At 59.5% G+C, this 23,796-nt stretch carries 23 protein-coding genes and 1 pseudogene; 11 read left to right on the top strand and 13 right to left on the bottom strand.

The features are described 5' to 3' along the window. Both cyoB and cyoA read right to left on the bottom strand, forming a co-directional pair. On the bottom strand, nt 1-2,031 hold the full coding sequence (cyoB, locus tag RS887_RS14315) for a cytochrome o ubiquinol oxidase subunit I (RefSeq protein ID WP_111281029.1): 2,031 nt from the start codon (nt 2,029-2,031) through the stop codon (nt 1-3). Nucleotides 2,032-2,034: 3 nt separating this feature from the next. Beyond that, nucleotides 2,035-2,970 carry a ubiquinol oxidase subunit II gene (gene cyoA / locus RS887_RS14310; protein WP_322615862.1) on the bottom strand — a complete coding sequence of 312 codons (936 nt, stop codon included), beginning with the start codon at nt 2,968-2,970 and terminating at the stop codon, nt 2,035-2,037. Nucleotides 2,971-2,997: 27 nt separating this feature from the next. Here cyoA and RS887_RS14305 point away from each other — a divergent pair, with 27 nt between their 5' ends. Further along, a complete protein-coding gene (locus RS887_RS14305) occupies nt 2,998-3,258 on the top strand; it encodes a hypothetical protein (RefSeq protein ID WP_322615861.1) in 261 nt (86 codons plus the stop codon). A 551-nt stretch (nt 3,259-3,809) separates the two neighbouring features. On the opposite strand, the gene RS887_RS14300 is transcribed toward RS887_RS14305, so the two are convergent. Together RS887_RS14300 and hmpA are read right to left on the bottom strand one after the other, a co-directional pair. Continuing rightward, nucleotides 3,810-4,319: a disulfide bond formation protein B gene (locus RS887_RS14300; RefSeq protein WP_111281026.1), complete on the bottom strand. Its 510-nt coding sequence runs from the start codon at nt 4,317-4,319 to the stop codon at nt 3,810-3,812. A 289-nt stretch (nt 4,320-4,608) separates the two neighbouring features. After that, a pseudogene (gene hmpA, locus RS887_RS14295) lies at nt 4,609-5,791 on the bottom strand (NO-inducible flavohemoprotein). A gap of 156 nt (nt 5,792-5,947) precedes the next feature. On the opposite strand from hmpA, the gene norR reads away from it, so the two are divergent. The 5 genes from norR (at nt 5,948) to RS887_RS14270 (ending at nt 10,463) form a co-directional block, all read left to right on the top strand. Beyond that, a complete protein-coding gene (norR, locus tag RS887_RS14290) occupies nt 5,948-7,498 on the top strand; it encodes a nitric oxide reductase transcriptional regulator NorR (protein WP_322615860.1) in 1,551 nt (516 codons plus the stop codon). 226 nt (nt 7,499-7,724) lie between these two features. Beyond that, a complete protein-coding gene (locus tag RS887_RS14285) occupies nt 7,725-8,627 on the top strand; it encodes a chemotaxis protein (protein ID WP_322615859.1) in 903 nt (300 codons plus the stop codon). Nucleotides 8,628-8,654: 27 nt separating this feature from the next. Then, nucleotides 8,655-9,113 carry a GNAT family N-acetyltransferase gene (locus RS887_RS14280; protein ID WP_322615926.1) on the top strand — a complete coding sequence of 153 codons (459 nt, stop codon included), beginning with the start codon at nt 8,655-8,657 and terminating at the stop codon, nt 9,111-9,113. Between the two features lie 190 nt (nt 9,114-9,303). Continuing rightward, the gene (locus tag RS887_RS14275; RefSeq protein ID WP_322615858.1) at nt 9,304-9,630 is read left to right on the top strand and encodes a hypothetical protein; all 327 of its coding nucleotides are present in this window, start codon (nt 9,304-9,306) and stop codon (nt 9,628-9,630) included. 83 nt (nt 9,631-9,713) lie between these two features. Beyond that, the gene (locus RS887_RS14270) at nt 9,714-10,463 is read left to right on the top strand and encodes a YkgJ family cysteine cluster protein (protein ID WP_322615857.1); all 750 of its coding nucleotides are present in this window, start codon (nt 9,714-9,716) and stop codon (nt 10,461-10,463) included. Between the two features lie 145 nt (nt 10,464-10,608). Here RS887_RS14270 and RS887_RS14265 read toward each other — a convergent pair whose 3' ends face one another. Then, nucleotides 10,609-10,866, bottom strand: a complete 258-nt coding sequence (locus tag RS887_RS14265) for a hypothetical protein (RefSeq protein ID WP_085714606.1) — start codon at nt 10,864-10,866, stop codon at nt 10,609-10,611. Nucleotides 10,867-11,045: 179 nt separating this feature from the next. Between RS887_RS14265 and RS887_RS14260 the strand changes: the two genes are divergently transcribed. Beyond that, on the top strand, nt 11,046-12,020 hold the full coding sequence (locus RS887_RS14260) for a D-glycerate dehydrogenase (protein WP_322615856.1): 975 nt from the start codon (nt 11,046-11,048) through the stop codon (nt 12,018-12,020). Nucleotides 12,021-12,211: 191 nt separating this feature from the next. Next, nucleotides 12,212-12,721, top strand: coding sequence for a DUF2165 family protein (locus RS887_RS14255; protein WP_322615855.1), 510 nt, complete (start codon nt 12,212-12,214; stop codon nt 12,719-12,721). A 12-nt stretch (nt 12,722-12,733) separates the two neighbouring features. On the opposite strand, the gene RS887_RS14250 is transcribed toward RS887_RS14255, so the two are convergent. Then, nucleotides 12,734-13,636, bottom strand: coding sequence for a DMT family transporter (locus RS887_RS14250; RefSeq protein ID WP_322615854.1), 903 nt, complete (start codon nt 13,634-13,636; stop codon nt 12,734-12,736). Between the two features lie 151 nt (nt 13,637-13,787). Between RS887_RS14250 and RS887_RS14245 the strand changes: the two genes are divergently transcribed. Then, on the top strand, nt 13,788-14,663 hold the full coding sequence (locus RS887_RS14245) for an AraC family transcriptional regulator (RefSeq protein ID WP_322615853.1): 876 nt from the start codon (nt 13,788-13,790) through the stop codon (nt 14,661-14,663). 116 nt (nt 14,664-14,779) lie between these two features. Here the strand turns inward: RS887_RS14245 and RS887_RS14240 are convergent, their stop codons facing one another. The 6 genes from RS887_RS14240 to RS887_RS14215 all read right to left on the bottom strand — a co-directional run bounded on the left by RS887_RS14240 (nt 14,780) and on the right by RS887_RS14215 (nt 20,918). Next, nucleotides 14,780-17,209 carry a TonB-dependent receptor gene (locus RS887_RS14240; protein WP_322615852.1) on the bottom strand — a complete coding sequence of 810 codons (2,430 nt, stop codon included), beginning with the start codon at nt 17,207-17,209 and terminating at the stop codon, nt 14,780-14,782. Nucleotides 17,210-17,421: 212 nt separating this feature from the next. Then, nucleotides 17,422-18,411, bottom strand: a complete 990-nt coding sequence (locus RS887_RS14235; RefSeq protein ID WP_322615851.1) for a FecR family protein — start codon at nt 18,409-18,411, stop codon at nt 17,422-17,424. Continuing rightward, a complete protein-coding gene (locus RS887_RS14230; RefSeq protein WP_322615850.1) occupies nt 18,408-18,980 on the bottom strand; it encodes an RNA polymerase sigma factor in 573 nt (190 codons plus the stop codon). Before RS887_RS14230 ends, RS887_RS14235 begins: the two co-directional genes overlap by 4 nt. Nucleotides 18,981-18,984: 4 nt before the next feature. After that, the gene (locus RS887_RS14225) at nt 18,985-19,116 is read right to left on the bottom strand and encodes a hypothetical protein (protein ID WP_416339961.1); all 132 of its coding nucleotides are present in this window, start codon (nt 19,114-19,116) and stop codon (nt 18,985-18,987) included. Between the two features lie 232 nt (nt 19,117-19,348). Next, a complete protein-coding gene (locus RS887_RS14220) occupies nt 19,349-19,756 on the bottom strand; it encodes an HPF/RaiA family ribosome-associated protein (RefSeq protein ID WP_008021437.1) in 408 nt (135 codons plus the stop codon). A gap of 214 nt (nt 19,757-19,970) precedes the next feature. Continuing rightward, nucleotides 19,971-20,918 carry a LysR substrate-binding domain-containing protein gene (locus RS887_RS14215; RefSeq protein ID WP_322615849.1) on the bottom strand — a complete coding sequence of 316 codons (948 nt, stop codon included), beginning with the start codon at nt 20,916-20,918 and terminating at the stop codon, nt 19,971-19,973. 135 nt (nt 20,919-21,053) lie between these two features. On the opposite strand from RS887_RS14215, the gene RS887_RS14210 reads away from it, so the two are divergent. Further along, entirely contained in the window at nt 21,054-22,430 is a 1,377-nt protein-coding gene (locus tag RS887_RS14210; RefSeq protein ID WP_322615848.1) for an L-serine ammonia-lyase, read from the top strand. Between the two features lie 305 nt (nt 22,431-22,735). Then, complete coding sequence (locus RS887_RS14205; RefSeq protein ID WP_322615847.1) at nt 22,736-23,053, top strand: DUF3509 domain-containing protein; 318 nt, start codon at nt 22,736-22,738, stop codon at nt 23,051-23,053. Here RS887_RS14205 and RS887_RS14200 read toward each other — a convergent pair. Further along, nucleotides 23,050-23,550: a phosphate-starvation-inducible protein PsiE gene (locus tag RS887_RS14200; protein ID WP_008021445.1), complete on the bottom strand. Its 501-nt coding sequence runs from the start codon at nt 23,548-23,550 to the stop codon at nt 23,050-23,052. The two genes, RS887_RS14205 and RS887_RS14200, sit on opposite strands and share 4 nt — an antisense overlap. Between the last annotated feature and the right edge of the window lie 246 nt (nt 23,551-23,796).

The raw sequence follows: 23,796 nt of genomic DNA, 5'->3' as shown, positions 1-23,796 counted from the left end.
TTAAGCCTGTTCCAACGAGGTTTCAACACGGGTGGCAGTGGCCGGGATTTTCCCTGCCGCGACCAGACGCTTGTGCTGCTCGGCTTCGATGCGCTCGATCACGTCGACCGGCACCATATAGCCTTGATCATCACGGGCCGCGTGGATCGCAAAGTAGATCACGGTGCCTGCCAGGCTAGCGATCGCCAGCCACCAGATGTGCCAGATCATCGCGAAACCGAACACGGTCAACAGCGCGCCCATGACCACACCGGTCGCGGTGTTGTTTGGCATGTGGATCGGCTCGTACTTGGCCGCAACCTTGTACGCGGTGCCGTTTTCCTTGGCTTCGGTGAACGGGTCGACAACGTCGGCTTTCGGCAGCACGGCGAAGTTGTAGAACGGAGGTGGTGACGAGGTCGACCATTCCAGGGTGTGTGCATTCCACGGGTCGCCGTGTTCGCACATGTTTTCCGGCTTGTTGCGGTCACGCACGCTGACGTACAACTGGATCAGCTGGCAAGCGATACCCACGGCGATCATCACCGCACCGAACATGGCGACGTACAGGTACGGCACCCACTCAGGGTTGGTGGTGGCGTTCAGGCGACGGGTCATGCCCATGAAGCCCAGTGCATAGAGCGGCATGAACGCGACGAAGAAGCCGCTGATCCAGAACCAGAACGCTGCCTTGCCCCAACCTTCGTGCAGCTTGAAGCCGAACGCTTTAGGGAAGTAGAAGCCGAAGCCGGCGATGTAACCGAATACCGCACCGCCGATGATCACGTTGTGGAAGTGCGCGATCACGAACAGGCTGTTGTGCAGAACGAAGTCGGCACCCGGGATGGCCAGCAGTACGCCGGTCATGCCGCCGATGGCGAAGGTCACCATGAAGCCCAGGGTCCACAGAACCTGGCTGGTGAAGCGCAGACGGCCCTGGTAGATGGTGAACAGCCAGTTAAACAGTTTCACACCCGTCGGGATGGAAATCAGCATCGTTGCCAGACCGAAGAAGGCGTTGACGCTGGCACCCGAACCCATGGTGAAGAAGTGGTGCAGCCAAACCATGAAGCCCAGGATCGAGATCGCGCCCGAAGCGTAGATCATCGAGTGGTGGCCGAACAGTTTCTTGCCGGTGAAGGTCGAGATGACTTCGGAGAAGATACCGAATGCCGGCAGGATCAGGATGTACACCTCAGGGTGACCCCAAGCCCAGAACAGGTTGACGTACATCATCGGATTGCCACCAAGTTCATTGGTGAAAATGTGGAAATCCATGTAACGGTCAAGCGTCAGCAGCGCCAGGGTAGCGGTCAGGATCGGGAACGAAGCCACGATCAGGACGTTGGCCCAGGTGCAGGTCCAGGTGAAGATCGGCATGTCCATCAGCTTCATGCCAGGGGTACGCATTTTCAGCACGGTGGCCAGGAAGTTGACCCCCGTCAGCGTTGTCCCCAGACCCGATAGCTGTAGCGCCCAGATGTAGTAATCCATCCCCACGCCAGGGCTGTATTGCAGGCCCGACAGCGGCGGATAGGCAACCCAGCCGGTCTTGGCGAATTCGCCGACGCCCAGGGACAGGTTGATCAGCACCACGCCGGAAACCAGCAGCCAGAAGCTCAGGGAGTTCAGGAACGGGAAGGCAACGTCACGCGCGCCGATCTGCAGCGGCACTGCAAGGTTCATCAGGCCAGTGAAGAATGGCATCGCCATGAAGATGATCATGATCACACCGTGGGCGGTGAAGATCTGGTCATAGTGTTCAGGTGGCAGGTAGCCAGGCGAACCCTCGGTGGCCATGGCCAACTGGGTACGCATCATGATGGCGTCGGCAAAGCCGCGCAGCAGCATGACCATGGCGACGATGATGTACATCACGCCGATTTTCTTGTGGTCGACCGACGTCAGCCACTCGGTCCACAGGTAGGTCCACTTCTTGAAGTAGGTGATTGCAGCGAACAACGCCAGACCACCGAGCGCGATCATGGAGATGGTCACCATGACAATCGGCTCGTGGAACGGGATCGCTTCCCAACTTAATTTACCAAACATCGTTTACTCCTCTGCCCCGGCAGCTGAATGCGAGTTCATGTCCGTAGCGGCCACTTCTTTCTCTTCTTTCTCGTGGTGCACCTTAGGACCCGGTTTCATGCCTTCGTACTTGTCGACGATGGTCTGGAACAGGTTCGGCGTCACCGAGGAGTAGAGCTCGACTGGGTTGTTCTGGCTTGGCTTGGAAAGGGCTGCGTATTCAGCTTGTTCAAGCTGTTTAGGTGCCTTTTTGACTTCGCTTACCCAGGCGTCGAATTCTTCCTGGGTCGTTGCGATCGCTTTGAATTTCATGCCGGTGAAACCAGCGCCGCTGTAGTTGGCGGAGATACCGTCCATTTCAGCGTTCTCGTTGGCGATCAGGTGCAGCTTGGTCTGCATGCCCGCCATCGCGTAGATCTGGCCGCCCAGAGCAGGGATGAAGAACGAGTTCATCACGGCGTCGGAAGTGATCTTGAAGTTGACCGGGGTGTGCGCCGGGAACACGATCTTGTTGACCGTGGCGATGCCTTGTTCCGGGTAGATGAACAGCCACTTCCAGTCCAGCGCGACCACTTCGATGGTCACCGGCTTGACGTCCGATTCCAGCGGCTTGTACGGATCCAGGGCGTGGGTCGACTTGTAGGTGACGTAACCCAGGGCAATGATGATCAGCACTGGAACAGCCCACACCGCGATCTCGATCTTGGTGGAGTGGTTCCATTTCGGGGTGTAGGTGGCGTTGGTGTTGGAGGCGCGGTATTTCCAGGCGAACAGGAAGGTCATGACGATGACCGGAACCACGACCAACAGCATCAGCAGCGTTGCGGTGATGATCAGGTTTCGCTCGTCCAGACCAACCTGGCCCTTGGGATTGAGCAAGGTCATGTTGCAGCCTGACAGCAGCAACGTGCCGATCAGCGGCAATAAGCCTAGTAGTCTGGGGTACCTGTTTTTACTCATCTCACGACCTCTAAAGCAGCTTGCGCAATGCAGTTGGGTTTTGATCGCCAACACTTCACCCTGCCAAGGGTTGGCATTTTTCTTGGATTGAATAAGGGCATGCCCGTCGTGCGTCAGACGCTTTTCGACAAATCCTGGGCCTGCGGTGAGTTCTTATTCGAATTCGTGGTCAAAGGCCTTGTTACAGACCAATTCCATTTGGTGCGGGTAGTTGGAGACTCCGACACCTGGGCATCGCATGAAGCCACCAGACTTCTCGACACCCTGTTTCTGCTCACGCCTGGTTAAGATTTGAGCAGTGCCGGGGGAATTCAGTGCGGGCGATTGTAGATATGTAACGTTTCATAAACCATGTCTCATCCCGAAATAATTTTTATCCGAACCGGCAACAATCATTAACCGTTTTCGCAAAAGTGGCGCATCTTATCGAAATTAATTCTCAACAAAAACACCAAAATTAGTAGGTCTTCCGCCCACAGTTCAGACAGTATCGGTTCCCTCTTCACTGCCCTTGACCTTGCCCTAGGCCCGATATGACGGGGCTCTGGCTATTCGCCAGACCGTGTTAAAACTGCCTGCTTGCGTTCGGAACGGAAAAACCGGAAGCCTGCAATACAGCCCAATTTCGTTACGTTTCCATGCACCAATCCGGCCTCCTCGAACGCCCTGCGACACCGGCTCTGTGACAACATGTCGCACATGTGTCGCACCCTCGACTGCCCTGCATCACGGTCTTTTTATCTGGCCTCCGAACTGTGCTCGGCAAGACAAAAAAAGCCCCGGTCCTCTCTGCGAGGAACGGGGCTTTTTTGTCCGACAATGCGTGGCGGCAGATGACCTCAGCGCAGCGCTTTGCGGTTACGCGACGTCAGCAATGGCACCAGCACCACGATCAGCACGAAGGCGACCAGCGCCCACTGCGCCAGCGACAGACCAAGGATCGGCGGGTATGGCGTGGAACAGAAGCCATCGACCTGGAAGCCCAGCGGGAAGATCTTCGCCAGCGGCAACCCATCGACAATCGGTTGCAGCACATCGATGCCGCAGCTGACCGCCGGATAGAACTGCGTATAGACGTGATGCCCGGCAACGCCTGCACCTGCCAGCGCGCAAATCACCACCAGGGTTTCGAACACCGTGATGCTGCGGCGGGTGCTCATGGCCGCGCCGATGAAGGCGAAGATCGCGATCAGCAGCAACGCATAACGTTGCAGGATGCACAGCGGGCAAGGCGCCTCGCCCAGAACAATTTGCATGTACAACGCGCCGCCGATCAGCGCCAGGCAAATGATGCCCAACAACACCAGGTAGCGCCGTTCACGCCCCAACCGCATGGATTCATCGCTCATCGCGTTTCCCTTCAAAATTTCGAGTGCCCGCCAGTCTACACGCTGACCCGGACCTTTGAGAGTCTGGAGCGTGTCGGGGGATTCGGGGGGAATAGACGACAAGGCGGTTAAGCAGGGATTAACTTTCTGACTTTTTTCAGTTCAAGACCGAGGGAAGCAATCGCGGGCAAGCCACGCTCCCACAGGTTTGCGTCGTTCACATCAATTTGGATCGACATAAATCCCTGTGGGAGCGTGGCTTGCCCGCGATGAAGGCGACGCGGTGAGGCTGACCCACCGCGCCAGAGCCTTACTCCAGTGCCGCTGCCGGCCCGAAGAACTCGTAACGGCATTGCTTCTCCGGTACGCCCAGCGCCTTGAGGTGGCGTTTCATCGCGGCCATGAAGCCTTTCGGCCCCAGGAAGTAAGCGTCCAGGTCACGCTGCTCCGGCAGCCATGCGTTCAACTGCTGCTGGCTCAACAAACCAACCTTGTGCGCCGCCGGGCTCACACCGTCATCTTCGGCGTAGCAGTAGAACCGCTTGAGTTGCGGGTGACGCTCGGCCAGGCCGTCGATCCAGTCGCGGAAGGCATGCACACTGCCATTGCGCGCGCAGTGGATGAAATGCACCGGCCGCCGGGTCTCCAGCGCCGCTTCGAGCATCGCCAGGGTCGGGGTAATGCCGACGCCACCACTGATCAGCACCAGCGGCTTGTCGCTGGCGCTCAGGGTGAATTCGCCCCGATGGCGGGAACAACTGGATGCTGGCTCCGACATGCAACTGGTCATGCAGGTAGTTGGAAACGCGACCACCGGCTTCACGCTTGACGCTGATGCGGTACTGGCCTTTGTTCGCCAGCGCCGACAGCGAGTAGTTACGACGAACCTCTTCACCGTCGAGGATCAGTTTCATGCCGATGTACTGGCCGGGTTCCGCCACCAGGATCGGGCCTTTGTCCGCGGGTTCGAAGTAGAACGAGGTGATCTCTGCACTCTCCTCGACCTTTTCGGCCACGATGAACTCCCGCGCCCCGCGCCAGCCACCGTGGGCCTGCTCCTTCTGGTCGTAGATGCTGGTTTCGGCACCGATCAGAATGTCCGCCAGCTGGCCGTAAGCCGCGCCCCAGGCCGCGATCACTTCAGGGGTGGCGATCTCTTCGCCCAGCACTTCGGCGATGGCCCGTAGCAGGCAGGTGCCGACAATCGGATAGTGTTCCGGCAGGATCTGCAGGGCCACGTGCTTGTTGATGATCTTGGCCACCAGGTCGCCCAACTGGTCGAGTTGGTCGATATGGCGCGCATACATCAATACGCCGTTGGCCAGGGCACGCGGCTGATCACCGCTGGCCTGGTGGGCCTGGTTGAACAGCGGGCGGACTTCCGGGTATTCGGAGAGCATCATGCGGTAGAAGTGCGTGATCAGCGCTTCGCCACCGCTTTCGAGCAGCGGTACGGTGGATTTGACGATGGCACGGTCTTGAACGCTCAGCATAAGGTGACTCCTGGTCTTCTCGGGTTGCTAACGGATTACCCTATGCTTATCAGCTTCCATGCCAACTATTTAATCGTTATAAATCAATAAGTTGAAAACTTAATAGTCATTTCGACACAGCCTGCCTTATAGTCATACCGACTACATGGAGTCACTATGACTGCAAAACCCCTGCTCACTGCCTTGCTGCCCCTGGTCTCCGACCTGTCCCGCGAACTGCCCGAGGGCGAGCGTTATCGCCGTCTGCTGGAAGCCATGCGCGCCCTGCTGCCGTGCGACGCCGCCGCCCTGCTGCGCCTTGATGGTGAATGGCTGGTGCCGCTGGCCGTCGACGGCTTGAGCACCGACACCCTCGGTCGGCGCTTCAAGGTCAGCGAGCACCCGCGTTTCGAAGCGCTGCTCAGCGGCCCCGGCCCGACCCGTTTCGCTGCCGATAGCGACTTGCCTGACCCCTATGACGGTCTGGTCGACGGCTTGGATGATCATCTGGAAGTCCACGACTGCATGGGTTGCCCCTTGTTCATCGACGAGCGGCCATGGGGTCTGCTGACCCTCGACGCCCTCGATCCGGAGCGCTTCGAGCCCATCGAACTGGACGCCCTGCAAGCCTTCGCCAGCCTCGCGGCCGCCACGGTCAACGCCGCCGAACGCATCGAGCGGTTGAACAACCGGGTCGAAGATGAACATCAGCGCGCCGAGGTCTACCGCCAGGCCAGCGGCCAGCAGAGTCGCGAGATGATTGGCCAGAGCAAGGCCCACAAACGCCTGGTTGAAGAAATCAGCCTGGTGGGCGGCAGCGACCTGACCGTGTTGATCACCGGCGAAACCGGGGTCGGCAAGGAGTTGGTGGCCCAGGCCATCCACGCCGCCTCGCCCCGTGCCGACAAACCGATCATCAGCCTCAACTGCGCCGCGTTGCCCGACACACTGGTGGAAAGCGAGTTGTTCGGCCATGTCCGCGGCGCCTTTACCGGGGCGATGAACGACCGTCGTGGCAAGTTCGAACTGGCCAATGGCGGCACGCTGTTTCTCGATGAAGTCGGTGAGTTGTCGCTGACCGTGCAGGCCAAGTTGTTGCGGGTGTTGCAGAGCGGTCAACTGCAGCGACTGGGTTCTGACCAGGAGCATCAGGTCGACGTGCGCCTGATCGCGGCGACCAACCGCGACCTCGCTGAAGAAGTGCGCAGCGGCCGTTACCGCGCCGACTTCTACCATCGCCTCAGCGTTTACCCGCTGCTGGTGCCGGCCCTGCGCGATCGCGGGCGCGATGTGCTGCTGCTCAGCGGTTACTTCCTGGAGCAGAACCGCTCGCGCATGGGCCTCAACAGCCTGCGCCTGAACAGCGACGCCCAGGCCGCGCTATTGGCCTACGACTGGCCCGGCAACGTGCGCGAGCTTGAACATCTGATCGGCCGCAGCGCCTTGAAAGCCCTGGGCAATTGCAAGGAACGGCCGAAGATTCTCAGCCTGAGCGCCGCCGACCTGGACTTGCCCAGTGCCAGCATTGAAGCCGCTACCGAGCAGCCCGCTGCCACCGTCACCCAGGTGGTGACCGGCGACTTGCGCGAGGCGACCGAAAACTATCAGCGCCAGTTGATCGGTGCGTGCCTGGAACGGCACAACAACAACTGGGCAAGCGCAGCCCGTGAACTAGGCCTGGATCGGGCGAATCTTGGGCGGATGGCCAAGAGGCTGGGGATGAAGTGACCCGGCATTGAATGGTGTGAGTTGTTTTTTGTAGGAGCCGGCTTGCCGGCGATAGCGTCCTTAAGGGCGCCTTCGCCAGCAAGCCGGCTCCTACAGTTCGAATCACCATTTGGTGGGCAATGGAGGCATTTGCCCTAAAGCCTGCCCCTATCAAGTCGATAACCCGGCATCGATAGCTTTTGGCGATTGCTTACTCGCCCATCACCTTTTTCCACAGAAGGTTTTTATGTCCACCACCAAAGCCCGCGCAGACTCACTTTCGCTTCTGCTGTTTACCTTGCGCAGCGGCAAGCTGATGGCGATCAACCTGCTCAAGGTCAGTGAAATCATTCCCTGCCCGCCGCTGACCCGGCTGCCGGAGTCGCACCCCCACGTCAAAGGCATCGCCACCCTGCGCGGTGCCTCGCTGTCGGTGATCGACCTCAGCCGCGCCATCGGCGAGCGGCCACTGGAAGACCCGAACGGCGGCTGCCTGATCGTCACTGACGTCAGTCGCTCCAAGCAGGGCCTGCACGTGCAGGCAGTGAGCAAGATCGTCCATTGCCTGACCACCGACATCCGCCCGCCGCCCTTCGGCTCCGGTGGTTTGCGTGCCTACATCACCGGCGTGACGTCGGTCGATGGCACCCTGGTACAGGTGCTGGACATCGAAAAAGTCATCCACGCCATCGCCCCGGCACAAATCGAAATGGCGCCGACCGAACTGAGCATGGAAGACGCCGAACTGCTCGGCAACGCGCGCATCCTGGTGGTCGACGACAGCCAGGTCGCCCTGCAGCAATCGGTGCACACCCTGCGTAACCTTGGCCTGCAATGCCATACGGCCCGCAGCGCCAAGGAAGCCATCGACTGCCTGCTGGACCTGCAAGGCACCGCGCAGCAGATCAACCTGATTGTCTCGGACATCGAAATGTCCGAGATGGACGGCTACGCCTTCACCCGCACGCTGCGGGAAACCCCGGATTTCGCGCATCTTTATGTATTGCTGCACACGTCGCTGGACAGTGCGATGAATGCAGAGAAAGCACGACTGGCCGGGGCGAACGCGGTGCTGACCAAATTCTCTTCGCCGGAATTGACCCAGTGCCTGATCACTGCGGCCAAGGCGGTTGCCGAACAGGGTTATTGAGTGTTGAGCGAAGATTTCTGCTGGCTGATGCGGCGCAACCTCTCTGTCGTCGTGCCGCCCCCCGATTGGCCAGCCGGCCTGCAATTGAGCGAATACCGCCCCGAACTGGGTGCCGCCGTGCACCGGTTGATGGAGTTCGGTTATCTCGACGGCGGTGGGCGCGTAGCCGCGCTGGACATGTGGCAACGGCAGTTCGAAACCGATCCGGAATATGACCCGAGCCTGTGCTTCATTGCCTGGGATGCCGAAGGCGTGGTGGGTGTGTGTCAGTGCTGGACCAGTGCTTTTATCAAGAACCTGGTGGTGCACCCGCGGTTTCAGGGCAAAGGGCTAGGGCGTGCGTTGTTGCTGCAGGCGTTCAAGGTGTTCCAGCAGCGACGCGAAGGATTTGTGGATTTGAAGGTGCGGGAAGACAATCATCGGGCGCGACGGTTATATGAAAGCGTGGGGATGCGCGCAGTCCGCCGAGAGCCGGTTCCGCTCTGATAGGCCGCCTTCGCGGGCAAGCCCGCTCCCACAGTGAACGAGTGCAGCCACAAACTCTGTGCACGACAAATAACCTGTGGAAGTGGCGGTGCGACGATTCGACTTGCCCGCGAAGAGGCCTGCACAACCTCCCCAAAACCGTCAGGCATACTTCTCCCTTGGCCATTGCATATCCAAGGACACCGGAACCATGAAAGTAGCAACCCTGACTTTTCTCTGCCTCACCGCCCTCGCCACCCAGGCCCACGCCTCAAGCCCTGATGCCTGGGCCACCTACGATAAAGCCGTACTCGCCAGTTGCACCAAGGCCAGCGGTCTGAAGGATGCCAAACCCGTGGGCAACGCCGCGCAGTTCGATGACCGGGTCGGCTACACCGCACTCCTGCTCCAGGGCCAGTACCCGCAAAAGCACATGAAAGGTGCACAAGGCACCGAGCTGTGCCTCTACAACAAAAAGGGCAAGACCGCGTACGTTACCGAATGGGACTCCATCCGCCCTACCGGCAAGGCAAACTGAGTGGCGCATTATTTGCTTGGATAGCGGCTTTTACGGCGGCATTCTGTCGCCGTTTCATGCCCTGTAATACGAATACACGTTCAATGAATACGACGTTTTCCTGCGTAGGCTGCGGCAAATGCTGCAACGACCACCATGTGCCCCTGACCTTGAGCGAAGCCCGGATGTGGGCAGCCGACGGTGGTCAGGTGATCGTGCTGGTGGAAGCGTTTCTGGATAACGGCCTGGGTCTGCCGGCGCAACAACGGGAACACGCCGAACGCCGCTCGGTGGCGGTGCGCAGTGGCGAATCCGAGGTGTACGTGGCCATCACCTTCGCCGCCTACAATGTCGGCCCCTGCCGAAATCTTGACGACGACAATCTCTGCCGCATCTACGAACGCCGGCCATTGGTATGTCGCATCTATCCGATGGAAATAAATCCGCACATTACGCTGAACACTGCCATCAAGGAGTGCCCGCCAGAGTCATGGGAAGCAGGGCCGGACCTGATCGTCGGCGGCAATCTGGTCGATCAGGAACTGATGCAATTGATTCAGCACTCGCGCCAGGCGGATCGCGATGATATTCAGACCAAGGATGCGATTTGCGCCTTGCTGGACATTCGCACGACGGCCCTGAAGGGCGACGGGTTTACCGCTTATCTGCCGAATATGGCGGAGTTCGCCAGAGTCATCGACGAACTGACCGGGCAAACTCTGCCTGAGTGGGTCAGCGAATGGCAGTTTCATGTGTCGGGCGACGATATCGCCGGGCAAGTAATGGCGGCTGGCGCACAGGTGACGACGGATGTGCCGGTGAACTATGCGTTTATTTCGTTGCGGGTGGCCTGATCCGGGAATGGCGATGTTTGTGCCGGCCCCTTCGCGAGCAAGCCCGCTCCCACATTTGCTCGCACTCTCATGAAAGAACGCAGATCCCTTGTGGGAGCGGGCTTGCTCGCGAAGACGGCAGATCAGGCACCGCAGAGCTAAAAGCTCAGCGCTTACCCATCGACCGGCGAGTCCCCGGGGGCGCCATGCCCGGGGTCTTGGTATGGCCGTTCTTGGCGCCGTTCTTGTACCACGGCTGGTTCGAGCCCTTGGCGGCCGCCAGCTCACCCGGCTTGAACGGGAATTTGAAGGCCGGGATCCCGGCCTTGGTTTCGCTGTCGGCGCTGGAGTCGACGCTGTCTGGCAGCTCTGCCTGTACGTCGCTCAAAGCGTCGGCTACCGGCGGTTGTTTCGGGGATGTCATGAAAGCTCCGGGTGGTGCGCAAATTGTCGGGCCCAGTGAGCGAGCCGCGAAAGGTCGCAGTATAACTGGATGACGCCCGGCAAGCTGCAAGCTTGCAACGACCGCTGGGCGACTCGCACAAATCCCGCGAAGAATGTTAGCGTGCTCACCATTATCTCCGCCCGACGAGCCCGCCTCCCATGAAAAAGACTGTCCTGGCTTTCAGCCGCGTCACCCCGCAAATGGTCGAACGCCTGCAACAGGATTTCGATGTCATCGTGCCGAATCCGAAAAACGGCGACATCAGCGCCCAGTTCAACGAAGCCCTGCCCCACGCCCACGGCCTGATCGGCGTCGGTCGCAAACTCGGCCGCGCCCAACTGGAAAACGCCGCCAGACTGGAGGTGGTGTCCAGCGTCTCGGTGGGCTACGACAACTATGACGTAGCCTATTTCAATGAACGCGGGATCATGCTGACCAACACGCCGGATGTGCTGACCGAAAGCACCGCCGACCTGGCGTTTGCGCTGCTGATGAGCAGCGCGCGCCGCGTCGCCGAACTGGATGCCTGGACCAAGGCCGGGCAATGGCAGGCCACCGTCGGTGCTCAGCTGTTCGGTTGCGATGTGCACGGCAAGACCCTGGGTATTGTCGGCATGGGCAATATCGGTGCGGCCATCGCCCGGCGCGGTCGACTGGGGTTCAACATGCCGGTCATCTACAGCGGCAACAGCCGCAAGACCGAACTGGAACAGGAACTCGGCGCACAGTTTCGCAGCCTTGATCAACTGCTGGCCGAGGCCGACTTCGTCTGCCTGGTGGTGCCGCTCAGCGAGAAGACCAGACACCTCATCAGCCATCGCGAACTGGCGCTGATGAAACCGAGCGCCATATTGGTGAACATCGCCCGTGGCCCGGTGGTGGATGAACCGGCGCTGATCGAAGCCCTGCAAAACAACCGCATTCGTGGTGCCGGGCTGGACGTGTACGAAAAAGAACCGCTGGCCGAGTCGCCACTGTTCCAGCTGAAAAACGCCGTGACCTTGCCGCACATCGGCTCGGCCACCCACGAGACCCGTGATGCAATGGCCAATCGTGCCCTGGCCAACTTGCGCAGTGCCCTGTTGGGCGAGCGACCGCAGGACCTGGTCAACCCACAAGTTTGGAAAGGCTGATAGACCCCGGGTACGTCTACGCAGATGTACCCATCTATTAAAAACTTGAATAAGCTTTCCAATCCCTCCCGCACTTCATCGAACAATCAATCGAAACAACCTGCAACGTAAGGCCTTCACCAACTTGCGACTACCGAATATAGACTCCGACCAAGACAAATGCACTAACCATGCACTCGGAGAACAACCACATGCACAAAAACACGACCGCAGACATAATAAGACGAAGCAAACTAACCATTGTATTACTGGCGGCATTATTCGGAATCGTAACCCTCATCAACAACTTCACCGACTATACGGCATACGCCGAATACATCGGCAGAATCATCAGCATGAGCGCGACCGAAGGCAATGAATCCAGGCGCTACCGGGCGATCGATTCCAATCTTTTCCATCACCGTTTCTACTGGGCGATAATAACACTGGAGACCATATTCACCTTGAGCTGCCTGATTGCAACTTATCAGCTCTATCGAAAGCTCGATGCGCCGTGCAATGAGTTTCATGAAGCCAAAAAATTCGCCATCATTGGTTTAACCACCGCAATTTTTGCTTACCAGATGTTATACGTAACCATACTCAATGAATGGTTCGACTTGGAGTATTCCGCTCAACGCAATGCTTTTGACTGGGCACAAAACAATATTGAATATATGTTTCTCGGCCTGATCTACCTGGTAGCGGTAAAGGATAGTTGAACGGTATGCGGTTCATGCCAGTTTGCTTGACACCGGGCTGGCGCTCGCCCTGGCCTTGCGAAACACCAGCACGTTACCCAGCATCACCATCACCAGCCCCACCAAAGCCGGTGCCGTCCATTGATAGCCCTCGGCGAACGCTGACACATTGAGCGCCACCACCGGAAACAGCACCGTGCAATACGCAGCACGCTCAGGCCCCATGCGACCGACCAGCGTCAGGTAAGCGGTAAAACCGATCACCGACCCCGGGATCACCAGGTACAACAGTGACCCGATGTAACGTGCGCTCATTTCCATGTCGAAGGGAATGCCTTTGACCAGGCACCATACCGAGAGCATCGCCGCCCCATACGCCATGCCCCAGGCATTGGTGGTCAGCGGCTTGAGACCGGCCTTCTGCTGCAGGCTTGAGAGCATGTTGCCCGCCGAGAAACACAAGGTGCCGCACAGGGCCAGGCCGAGGCCGAGCAGCGTTTCCGGGCTGGCGGTATGCCCGGCCAGTTCAGGCCAGAACAGCAGACCCAGCCCAAGCAGGCCCAGCGCACCGCCCGTCAGCACATTGCGGGCGATTTTCTGACCGAAGAACACCCGCGCGTTAAAGGCATTCCACAGGGTGGCGGTGGAAAACACCACGGCCACCAGACCGCTGGGGATCCACTGGCTCGCGGTGAGGAAGCACATGAAATTGACGCAGAACAGGCACAAGCCCTGAGCCAGGCAGATCAGGTGCCCGCGACGGTTCATCACTTGCAGGCGTTTGCTGAGCAGCAAGATCACGAACAGCACCAGCGCAGCGAGGCCGAAGCGATAGACGATCGACACGGGAATGGCCACCACGCCCAGTTGCCACTTCAAGGCAATCCAGGTGGTGCCCCAGATCAGCACGGTCAGCAAGTACAAAGAAAGGTTCATGACAAAAGCTCCTCGATTGGAGCCCAGTGTCCGGCGCCACGCCTGGGCGCACTTGCATAAACTTGCGCTTTTGTCTGGCGACAGGCTGGCAGGCGCATGTCTACGGAGTAGGATGCAAGGCGTTGGATGCAGGTGTTAGAGAGCAACGATCATGGCTGCACTGGATACCCTACAAGTCTTTCAAGCCCTCAACCGCTCGCCGAATGCTCGCCTCGAGCACAGCGCCGAGCTCGGTGATGGCTTGTCTGCGGCCTTGTGGAGCAATCACCACGATGCCCAGGAATACGAAGCGCCCAGCCACCACACCTTGTCCTGTTATCTCGCCGGCGGTACCGGCACCTTTCGCCGCGACCAGCCCGGCAACAAGGGGGGACCGGACAAACTGTGCATCCTGCCGGCCGATCACCAGTCAGGCTGGGTGATCAATGGCGACATTCGCCTGGCACACCTGTATTTCAGCCCCGAACAATTTGCCCTCGGCTGCGTCACCCTGCTCGATCGCGAACCACGGGAAATGCAGCTGCGCGAACAGACCTTTCTCGATGATCCGCAACAGGCGCTGCGCTTTCGGCGGTTGATCGCCTTGAACTGGGACGAGCCGGGCGAGCGTCTGCTCACCAGCAGCCTGGCTCACGAACTGCTGAGCCACGCCCTGCTCAGCCAGGTGAATGTGCGTCAGGGCCTGCGCCTTAAAGGTGGGTTGGCCGCGCATCAGCGCCGGCATCTGGTGGAGTTCATCGACAGCCATCTGGACGAGGCCATCAGCCTCGGTCAGTTGGCGGCGTTGTGCGCGTTGTCGGAATACCACTTCGCACGGATGTTTCGCGAGAGCTTCGGCTTGCCGCCCCACCAGTACCTGCTGGCGCGGCGCCTTGACCGGGCGCGGGCGTTACTGCGCACGACCTCGCAGCCACTGGGGGAGATTGCCCTGGCTTGCGGCTTTTCCAGTGCCAGCCACTTCACCAACCGCTTTCGCCAGGCCCTGGGCGGAACGCCCGGTGAGTATCGACAGGCGTTTTTGCGCTAGTCCCGATTTTTTATCGCCTGTACGGCCGCCTTCGCGGGCAAGCCCGCTCCCACAGGTTCAGTGCAGTCCTTTGTGGGAGCGAGCCTGCTCGCGAAGAACGATGACGCAGTCTGTCCTCAGAACTCCAGCGTGCTGGACAGTGAAATCTGCCGCGAATCGCCCATCGACACAAAGAACCGGCTCGCCGCCGAGGTGTAGTAGGTGCGGTCAAACAGGTTCTTCACGTTGAGCTGGAACTTGACCTTCTGTCCTTCGACCCTGGTGTCGTAAGTGGCGAACGCATCGGCCACGGTGTAGCTCGGCAACTCGAAATCATTCACGGCATTACCTTCCCTTTCACCTACGTAACGCGCCCCGGCACCGACCCGCAACTGATCGCCGCCAACAAGGGTGCCAAAGTCGTAGACCGCCGACAGCGAGCCGCTGTTCTTCGCCACGTTTTGCAGTTGATTGCCTTTATAAACCGGGTCTTCGGTGACTTCGGCATCGGTGTAGGCGTAGCTGCCGATCATGCTCCAGCGATCGGTGAGCTGACCGCTCAAGTCCACTTCCAGGCCACGGGAACGCACTTCGCCGGCAGCGCTGTAAATCGTGGTCGGGCCTTCGGCGTTGGCCACCAGCACGTTGCGTTTCTTGATGTCGAACAGCGCAATGTTGCCGGTGACGCGCCCCGGCAGATCAAGCTTGGCGCCCAGCTCCCAGGACTTGGCCTCTTCCGGCGCAATGCTGCCGTCAAGTACGGTACTGCTGCCGCTCAACGGCGCGATGGTCGAGTTGGGTTTGAACGACTCGGTGTAGCTGCCGTAGAACGACAAGGCATCGGTGTACTTGTACACCAGGCCAGCACGCGGCACCCATTTCTGCCCGTTACTGTCGGTGTTGGCGTGGAACGGCACGCCTTTGCCGGCATATTGGTCGTACGCCTGGAAACGCGCACCGGCCACCAGAATCCATTGCTCGTTGAGGTGGATGGAGTCCTGCAGGAAGACCGAATCGCTGCGCAATTCATCGGTCTGCGCGCTATCAGCCGCGCTGACGGTGGAGCCCGGCACTTCCTGACCATAGACCGGGTTCACGTAGCTGAACTGAGTACGGCTTTTCTGGCGGATCAGGTCTTCGCGAAAGATCTTGCGGTACTCGTCATCGACACCGAACAGCAGGTCGTGCTGCATGCCGAGCACATTCACATTGCCTTCGAGGCTGGCGGTGGTGAAACGGTCGGTGCTAATCGCGTTTTGAGTACCGTCCATGCTGCGGGTCAGGGTGCCCTTTTTGGTGTCGATGGCGGTCACGCGCACCTGGCTGGCGTCGTAGGTTTCGCGGTTCCAGCTATAGCCGAAATGGGCTTTCCAGTTGTCGTTGAGTTCGTGATCGGCTTCGAAGTGATAGAGGTCCGAACGCCCCTCCATGTTGTTGAACGGCTCGTCGAGACGCTCGTTGCGCGAGATGTCCAGCGGATGGTTGGTCCGTGGGTCGATCAGCGTGCCACGGTCGAAGGGTGTGAGAAATTCGCGGTGCTCATAGGCCAATAGCAGCTTGGTGCTTTCGCCGAACCAGGCCAGCGATGGCGCGATCAGCCTCTCGCGATGCACGCCGAAGTTACGCCAGTAATCTTCGTCTTCGTGATCCAGCACCATGCGGTAGGCCAGTCCGGAATCGCCGAGGGCACCGGTGCTGTCCAGACTGCCGCCGCTGCCGTTCTTGCCGTCGCCATAGCTCGAGCCACGCAAGGTCAAGGCGTTGTACTGCTCAAGCTCGGGCTTCTTGCTGACCATATTGACCACGCCGCCCGGATCCTGGATGCCATAGAGCAACGAGGCTGGCCCCTTGAGCACTTCAACCCGGTCGACGCTGGCGTTGAGGCCACGGCCCTGCACGATTGGCATGCCGTCACGCATGATCGAGCCGTTACGGTTGTCGCCAAAGCCACGAACCATCACCGAGTCCTGGGTACTGCCCAGGGTGTTGGCCTGGGTGATGCCGCTGACGTTGGCCAGGGCATCATCAAGATTGCGCGGAGCCTGGTCGCGGATGACCTGGGCCGGGACGACATTGATGGTCTGCGGGATTTCCTGAATCGGGGCCGAAGAACGCATCACCGAGGAGGTCGGTGGCGGCTGGTAGCTCATGGACTCATCCATCACCGAGGTGATGGTAGTAGCACCCAGGTTCAACGCACCTTCTGTCGGCCGTGGTTCCAGTGCAATGGTGTGGCCGTCGGTGCGACGGAACGTCAGGCCCGAACCGGTGAGCAGACGTTGCAGGGCCTGTTCGGCGCTCATCTGGCCATTGATTGCCGGCGCATTGAGTCCGTACGGCGCTTCATCGGTGTAGACGACGCTGATGCCGGTCACCCGGCTGAAATCACTCAGGGCCTGGGGCAGCGGTTTGGCGGCCAGCGAAAAACTGAACTGTGCACGCGGTTGACTGCTGCCCGTCTCTGCAGCCAGCGCTACGCTCAGCGGCAGCAACGCCAATGCCGAAAAGCCCAACGCAGACACACCCAACCATTGTTTGACCGAACCCGATTTTGCCCTGGACTTCATGACTCATGACCTGTGTAGAACCACAACGGATGCGAATGACTCGCAGTTTCAGTCACTACACGGATGGCAATCGGGTTTACCTCAGCAAAAATTTGAAAATATTTTTCGTGTGTGATGAGGAGACCGAACCGGCCCCTTCGCGAGCAGGCTCGCTCCCACAGGAAATGTATTACTCTGTGGGAGCGAGCCTGCTCGCGATGGGGCCAGTCGCTTCAACGCAGAATAATCAGATGCCCCAATACCTCATGTTGATCAAACCCCAACACGCCCTGCAACGAACTCAACACGGCCTGCGGATTCCTGCTTGGAAAGCTGCCACTGACCCGGCGCGCCGCCAATTCATCGTTGAGTATCAAGATCCGTCCCGGGTAATAGCGCCCCAAATCCTGCACCACATCGGCCAACGTCGCCTTGTAGTAATTGAGCCAGCCCTGGCGCCATGCCAGTTGAGCTTCGCTGTCCACCGCGTGGAGTTTTTCCGCCGAGCCTTCGCCGTAGGCGACTTGCTGGCCGGCGGTGAGAATTTGCTGCTCGGCATTTTTGTCCGCCGTCACGCCGACTCGCCCGGACAGCACCGTGACCTGTGCACCGCGGGGCTGCAAACGGACTTCGAACTGCGTGCCCAGGACCCGCGCCTGGCCTTTTTCCGCATCGACCACAAACGGTTGCCCCGTATGCGTCACGCTGAAAAAACCGGCGCCGCGACGCAGTTGTACATGCCGCTCGCCGCGACTGAAGTCCACGGCGATGGCACTGTCGGCATCCAGTGTCACCTGCGACTGATCGGCCAGGGTGACGGTGCGGATTTCCCCCGGTGCCGAGACGAAGTCCGCGCCCAGGTCCTCAATCCAGCGCAAAGGCTGCCAGCCTGTGCCGAGACTGATCATCAACAGCAGACACGCGGCCATCGCCAGCGCACCGGACCAGCGTCCGACCGTGCTGCGCCGCGACTCGTCCATGGCGTTGAGATACCCCTGCAAGGCCAGGGCGTCTTCATCGGCGAGCGTGCGCGCCGGTCCCTCACTCAACTCCCACAAGACCTGCGCCTGAGAATAAGCCTCGGCATGGGTGGGGTCGGCCTGCAACCAATGACTGAAAGCAGCCTGGTCAGCGCTGCTGGGCTGGTCATGCAACAGGCTCAGCCAGGCCAGCGCTTGCTGTTCCTGAGCGGGCGTCGGGGTGACGCGTTCGAAGTTGTTCACGGTGCTTTCCCTGGCGTACGCGTTTCCGGTTCCCGAAGGCTCGCCTTGCAGGCTTCGAGGGCGCGCATCATATGTTTTTCCACGGCACTTTGGGACAAGCCCATGGCCTTGGCGATCTCGGCGTATTTGCGGCCGTGAATGCGATTGAGCAAAAAAATCTGCCGCGTGCGCTCCGGTAACGCACGCAACGCAGCTTCGACGTGGCGCAAATCGTTGCCCGCCTCCAGCGCCGCTTGCGGTCCGCTGTCATGGCTGTCCGGGGGTTCCACCATCAAACCTTCGCTGGCCCGGACCCGCGTGCCTTCACTGCGCAAATGGTCGATGGCGATGTTGCCGGCGCAGCGCAACAGGTAGGTGCTGAGCTCCTCGACGTGCACCAAAGGCCGCCGCCAGAAACGCAGGAACAAGTCCTGTACCAAATCAGCCGCCGTCGCCCGGCAACCGACACGCCGACTCACCAGCGCTTCCATTTGCGAACGCTGGGAGAGAAACACCTGGAGAAAGTGCGCACGGTCACCGCGCTGTTGGTCGCGCTCGATATCGTGGGGGTCGGGAGGGAGGGTGATCATCGATTCAATACCGCGCAAACACGGCAATAGGACTGGCCAGCGCCGCGACGAGGTAACTGCCGAAGACGAAAGCGAGCACCCGCGAAGCGACCGCCAATCGGCAGGAAACGGGAAGTGTGCGGAGTTTGGCGTTCATGTTTCGACCTGGAAACCGGATAAGGCCACGACAGCGTCAGGGGGCCGGCAAGGCCACAATACTAATGATAAATATTCTCATACGCAAAATGATCGGATAACCCTCGCTATTACGCCAGTTGGTTGCGGCGCAATGCCAATCGCTTTTGTGGCAAAGCTGACAAACACCAGAAACCAAAACGGGCCTGCAATGCAGGCCCGTTCTCATGGGAAGGTAAAAAGTGAATCAGGTGTCAGCCGTTGAGCGCCGCCTGTTCGTTTTCCAGAAACTCTTCTTCCAGCAGCCGGTCGGCATGGGTGCCACTTTCGATAGGCACCACGTTGGCGCGTTTACCGCGCAATTTGCCGAACATATGCTCCAGCGCATGTTCAAGTTTGGCCGCTGCACCGTCGATCGCCTGCTCCATGGTGGAGGCTTTATGGGTGACGGAAACCGGTTGATGGCCTTTTGGCCGCGCCTCCAGCTGGCAGCGCATGTCGTGGGGACCTGGCTTGTCGCCGTTCTCGTCCCGCAGGTGAACCTCGACTCGTGTCAGGTCCTCTTCGTAGCGTTCGAGCGTGCTCTCAATGGTTGTACGTACCCACTCCTCCAGTCGTTTACTGCCTTGAATATGGTTATCGCTATTGACTTGGATTTGCATAGTTCATCCCTTATTTCAGCTAGCTCGCGAGAGGCCGGTCAGCTAAGCCCTTGGGCGTCATCACCGTGACCTCTTGCTTACACAATCGGTCTGTACGCTGAACAATTCAACCCCTGTAAAAAGATAAATTTTCATACACAAAAAAAGCCGGACAACGAGCAAAAGCGCTGTTAAGGTCGGGAGTCGGGTCGCCCTGCCTGACTGCCCGAATTCCTTACATCTGCCGCTCGCCCAGCGGGTGCAGACTGCGAAAAATCCCCGCTTCTTCCACCAGCCAGTCATGCACCGCACGCACGCCGGGATGGCTCAGCGCACCCGGTGCATAGAGCAGCATGTAGCGTTTGTGGTTAGGCACCGCCAGACCGAAAGGCACGATCAACGCACCACGCTCCAGCTCATCGTTGAGCAGCGTTCGTCGGGCAATCGCCACCCCCATCCCGGCGATGGCCGCTTCGATCGTCAGGTGATTGCGATTGAAGGTATGCCCGCGTCGCACATCCGCCCCCTCGAAGCCGATGGCATTGAGGTAAAACTCCCATTCCGCGTACTCGTAGCTGCCGCGCCAGGCGGTGATGTCGTGCAGCAAGGGAAAGTGCACCAGGTCTGCCGGACCGTGCAGCGGCGGACGACCACGCAACAGGCCCGGCGCGCACACCGGAAAAATCTGCTCATCGAGCAAGGCTGTGGATAACAGGCCCGGGTAGCTGCCGTCGTTCAGGTCGATCGCCAGATCGAAGTCGCCTTCATGCAACGGCACGCTGCTGTCCTCGGCCACCAGGCGCAATTGAATGTCCGGAAAACGTTGCTGCAAGCGCGGCAGACGCGGCGTCAGCCATTTGCTCAGGAACGACGGAATCGAACGCACCCGCAGAATCCCGCTGATCATGCCCGCATCCAGTCGTCGCAATTCCGCGTCGATGCTGCCAAAGGCCTCGTTGACGGTAATGGCCAGGCGCTGCCCCTCGGCGCTCAGCTCCACTCCGCGGGCGCGGCGGTGAAACAGGCGAAAGCCCAGGCGATCTTCCAGCTGGCGGATCTGCTGGCTGACTGCTCCAGGGGTGATGTGCAGTTCCTCGGCGCAGCGAGTGAACGACAGGTGCCGCGCGGCACAGGCGAACACGTTCAGCCAGACATACGTCTGGGCGTGTAATTGTCGGCTCATCGTTTAGTACTGCTAAAGGATGTCTTAGGAAATTTCGTTGGTCACGTAGGACCTTCACGGGCAGTATCGCCGAAATTGCGCTTGTCCTACAAAAATGGCGGCGATTCCTCTTCCATTACTTGTACAGGCTTTAGCATGGCTATCAGTGTTTTCGATCTCTTCAAAGTCGGCATCGGCCCGTCCAGCTCCCATACCGTTGGTCCGATGCGCGCCGCCGCGACCTTTGCTCAACAACTGCTCGATCAGGGTTTTCTGGCTGACGTGCGACGTGTGGAGATTCGCCTTTACGGTTCTCTGTCGGCGACCGGCGTCGGCCACGCAACGGACCGCGCCTGCGTCATGGGCCTGATGGGCGAATGGCCCGACCGCATCGATCCCAACACCATCGACAGCCGCATTCACACCCTGCGCGAGACCGGCAAACTGTGTCTGGCAGGCATTGCAGAAATTGCCTTCGACTGGCAAACCGATCTTCTGCTGCTCAACGAGAGCCTGCCCTATCACCCCAATGCCATGTCCCTGACAGCCTTTGGCGAAACAGGTGAACTGTTCGGGCAAACCTATTACTCGGTGGGTGGCGGCTTCATCATCGAGGCGGCCGAAGCCGAGTCCGGGATCGCACCGGTTGGCGATGTGCTGCTGCCTTACGACTTTTCCAGTGCCGCCGAACTGCTCAAGCTGTGCAACGAGCACGGGCTGCGGGTGAGTGAACTGATGATGGCCAACGAACGTGCATGGCGTGGTGATGCCGAGATTCGCCAGGGCCTGTTGCATATCTGGTCGGTGATGCGCGAATGCGTCGAGCAGGGCTTGCGCCACGAAGGCATCCTGCCTGGCGGCCTGAATGTTCCACGTCGAGCGGCGAAACTGCATCGCAGCCTGCAGGAAATCGGCAAGCCGAATGTCATTACGTCCACCTTGTCAGCGATGGAATGGGTCAACCTGTACGCGTTGGCCGTGAACGAAGAAAACGCGGCAGGCGGACGCATGGTCACGGCGCCGACCAACGGCGCGGCGGGGATCATTCCGGCAGTGCTGCACTACTACATGAAATTCAATGCCGATGCGTCTGACGACGACGTGGTCGCGTTCTTCCTGGGCGCAGCGGCCGTCGGCATCCTGTGCAAGAAAAACGCTTCGATCTCCGGGGCCGAAGTCGGCTGCCAGGGTGAAGTCGGCTCCGCCTGCGCCATGGCCGCCGCAGGCCTGGCAGAGGTGCTTGGCGCCACTCCGGAGCAGCTGGAAAATGCCGCCGAAATCGGCCTGGAACACAACCTCGGCCTCACCTGCGACCCGGTTGGCGGACTGGTGCAGGTGCCGTGCATCGAGCGCAACGCGATCGCCGCCGTGAAGGCCATCAACGCCACGCAAATGGCCTTGCGCGGCGACGGCCAGCACTTCATTTCCCTGGACCGGGTGATCCGCACCATGCGTGACACCGGGGCCGACATGCACGACAAGTACAAAGAGACGTCACGGGGCGGACTGGCGGTGAACTGGGTGGAATGTTGATCGCTTTGGAGGCACGTCGAGGTTTATTGCCCTGAAACGTGCAGAAAACGCGGCCCCTGTAGGAGCGAGCTTGCTCGCGAAAAACCCTCAGGCGCCGCGAACCTTCTGATCTGACGCGTTATCGTTCACGACCATCGCGAGCAGGCTCGCTCCTACAGAACGTGTTTTCTGTCCGACAATTTTGTCGGCATGCCCCTTGCTACATCCCTGATGCAAGCCATGGAATGGCCGATGGTCTGGTGTTGCGAACTAATCCCGATATCGACCGGTCAACAACTGCACGTTCAATCAGGCGGTGACGCATCATGGACAACCCTTTCCAGCTCATTACCGATGCCTTTGCAGCGGATTACCAGATCAACCTGAGCATTCAGGGCCTGGACGGCAGCATCATGCTGACCCTTTCCAACAGTGGCCGCGTGGTGGCCAAACGCATGATCAGCGCCGAACAACGCAATGACCCTCAACGCCTCAAGCGTCTGGTTCAAAGCATTCAATTCGGCATTGCCATCGAACAAGGCCACAGCGCCGTGGCCATCCTCGAAGCCATGACCACCGGCAGCGGGCGGACCTTGCCGCCTCCTCCCGTCAAAGGGCGGCAACGCCCCGCGCTCGGGCTCTAGATTTCGCCCTTCTCGACCTCTGGATGTTCACTGGAACCCGCACCGGTCTTGCGTTGCGGGTTTTCGATCTTCACCGAGGGAAATTGCGACGAAGCGTAACGCACCACCAGGATCGCAAACGCCAGCAGCAGAATCCCACCGCACAGGTAGATGATCCCCAGGTCCGGCGGATTGTGGTGCGAAACGTTGGAAATCAGCAGCCGCGTCAGCGCGGTGATCGCCACGTAGATCAGGAAGCGCACGGGCATGTGGTTGGTCTTGAAGTAAATCCCGACCATCGCCCCCAGTTCCAGGTAGATGAACAACAGCAAGATGTCATCGATCTTGATGTGCCCCTCTTCGATCATCCCGAGAAATTCCATCACCGCCGCCCACGCGGTCACCGCACCAATGGCGAACAGCGCCAGGTAGTGAAAGGTTTCGACGAACAGATTGCCCAGGGACTCGGCCAGTTCATGCACGTTCCGCCGCAGTTTTTCGGCCCAGTTGATTTTCACGATGATGCTTCCTTAGGTCGGCTCGACCGGATGATGCGGGTTGGACGTGACGGTTATTCTGCATGCAGAAAAAAGGCCAGCCCATGATGGCGAGCCGCTCTGGATTGCGCGCCGTGGCGTTTGGTCGCACCTGTGCGGCGCCTCGCCTGACAAATGTCGAATCCGGTCTACATTAAAAAGCCACTACCCAAAAGGCAGGGATTCGCTTATCCTTTTAGCTGTATATAGATACAGTAGTCGAAATCG

The sequence above is a fragment of the Pseudomonas sp. BIC9C genome (genome assembly GCF_034541995.1).
Taxonomy (GTDB): Bacteria; Pseudomonadota; Gammaproteobacteria; order Pseudomonadales; family Pseudomonadaceae; genus Aquipseudomonas; species Aquipseudomonas fluorescens_CC.
This window is presented reverse-complemented; position numbering and strand designations above follow the sequence as displayed.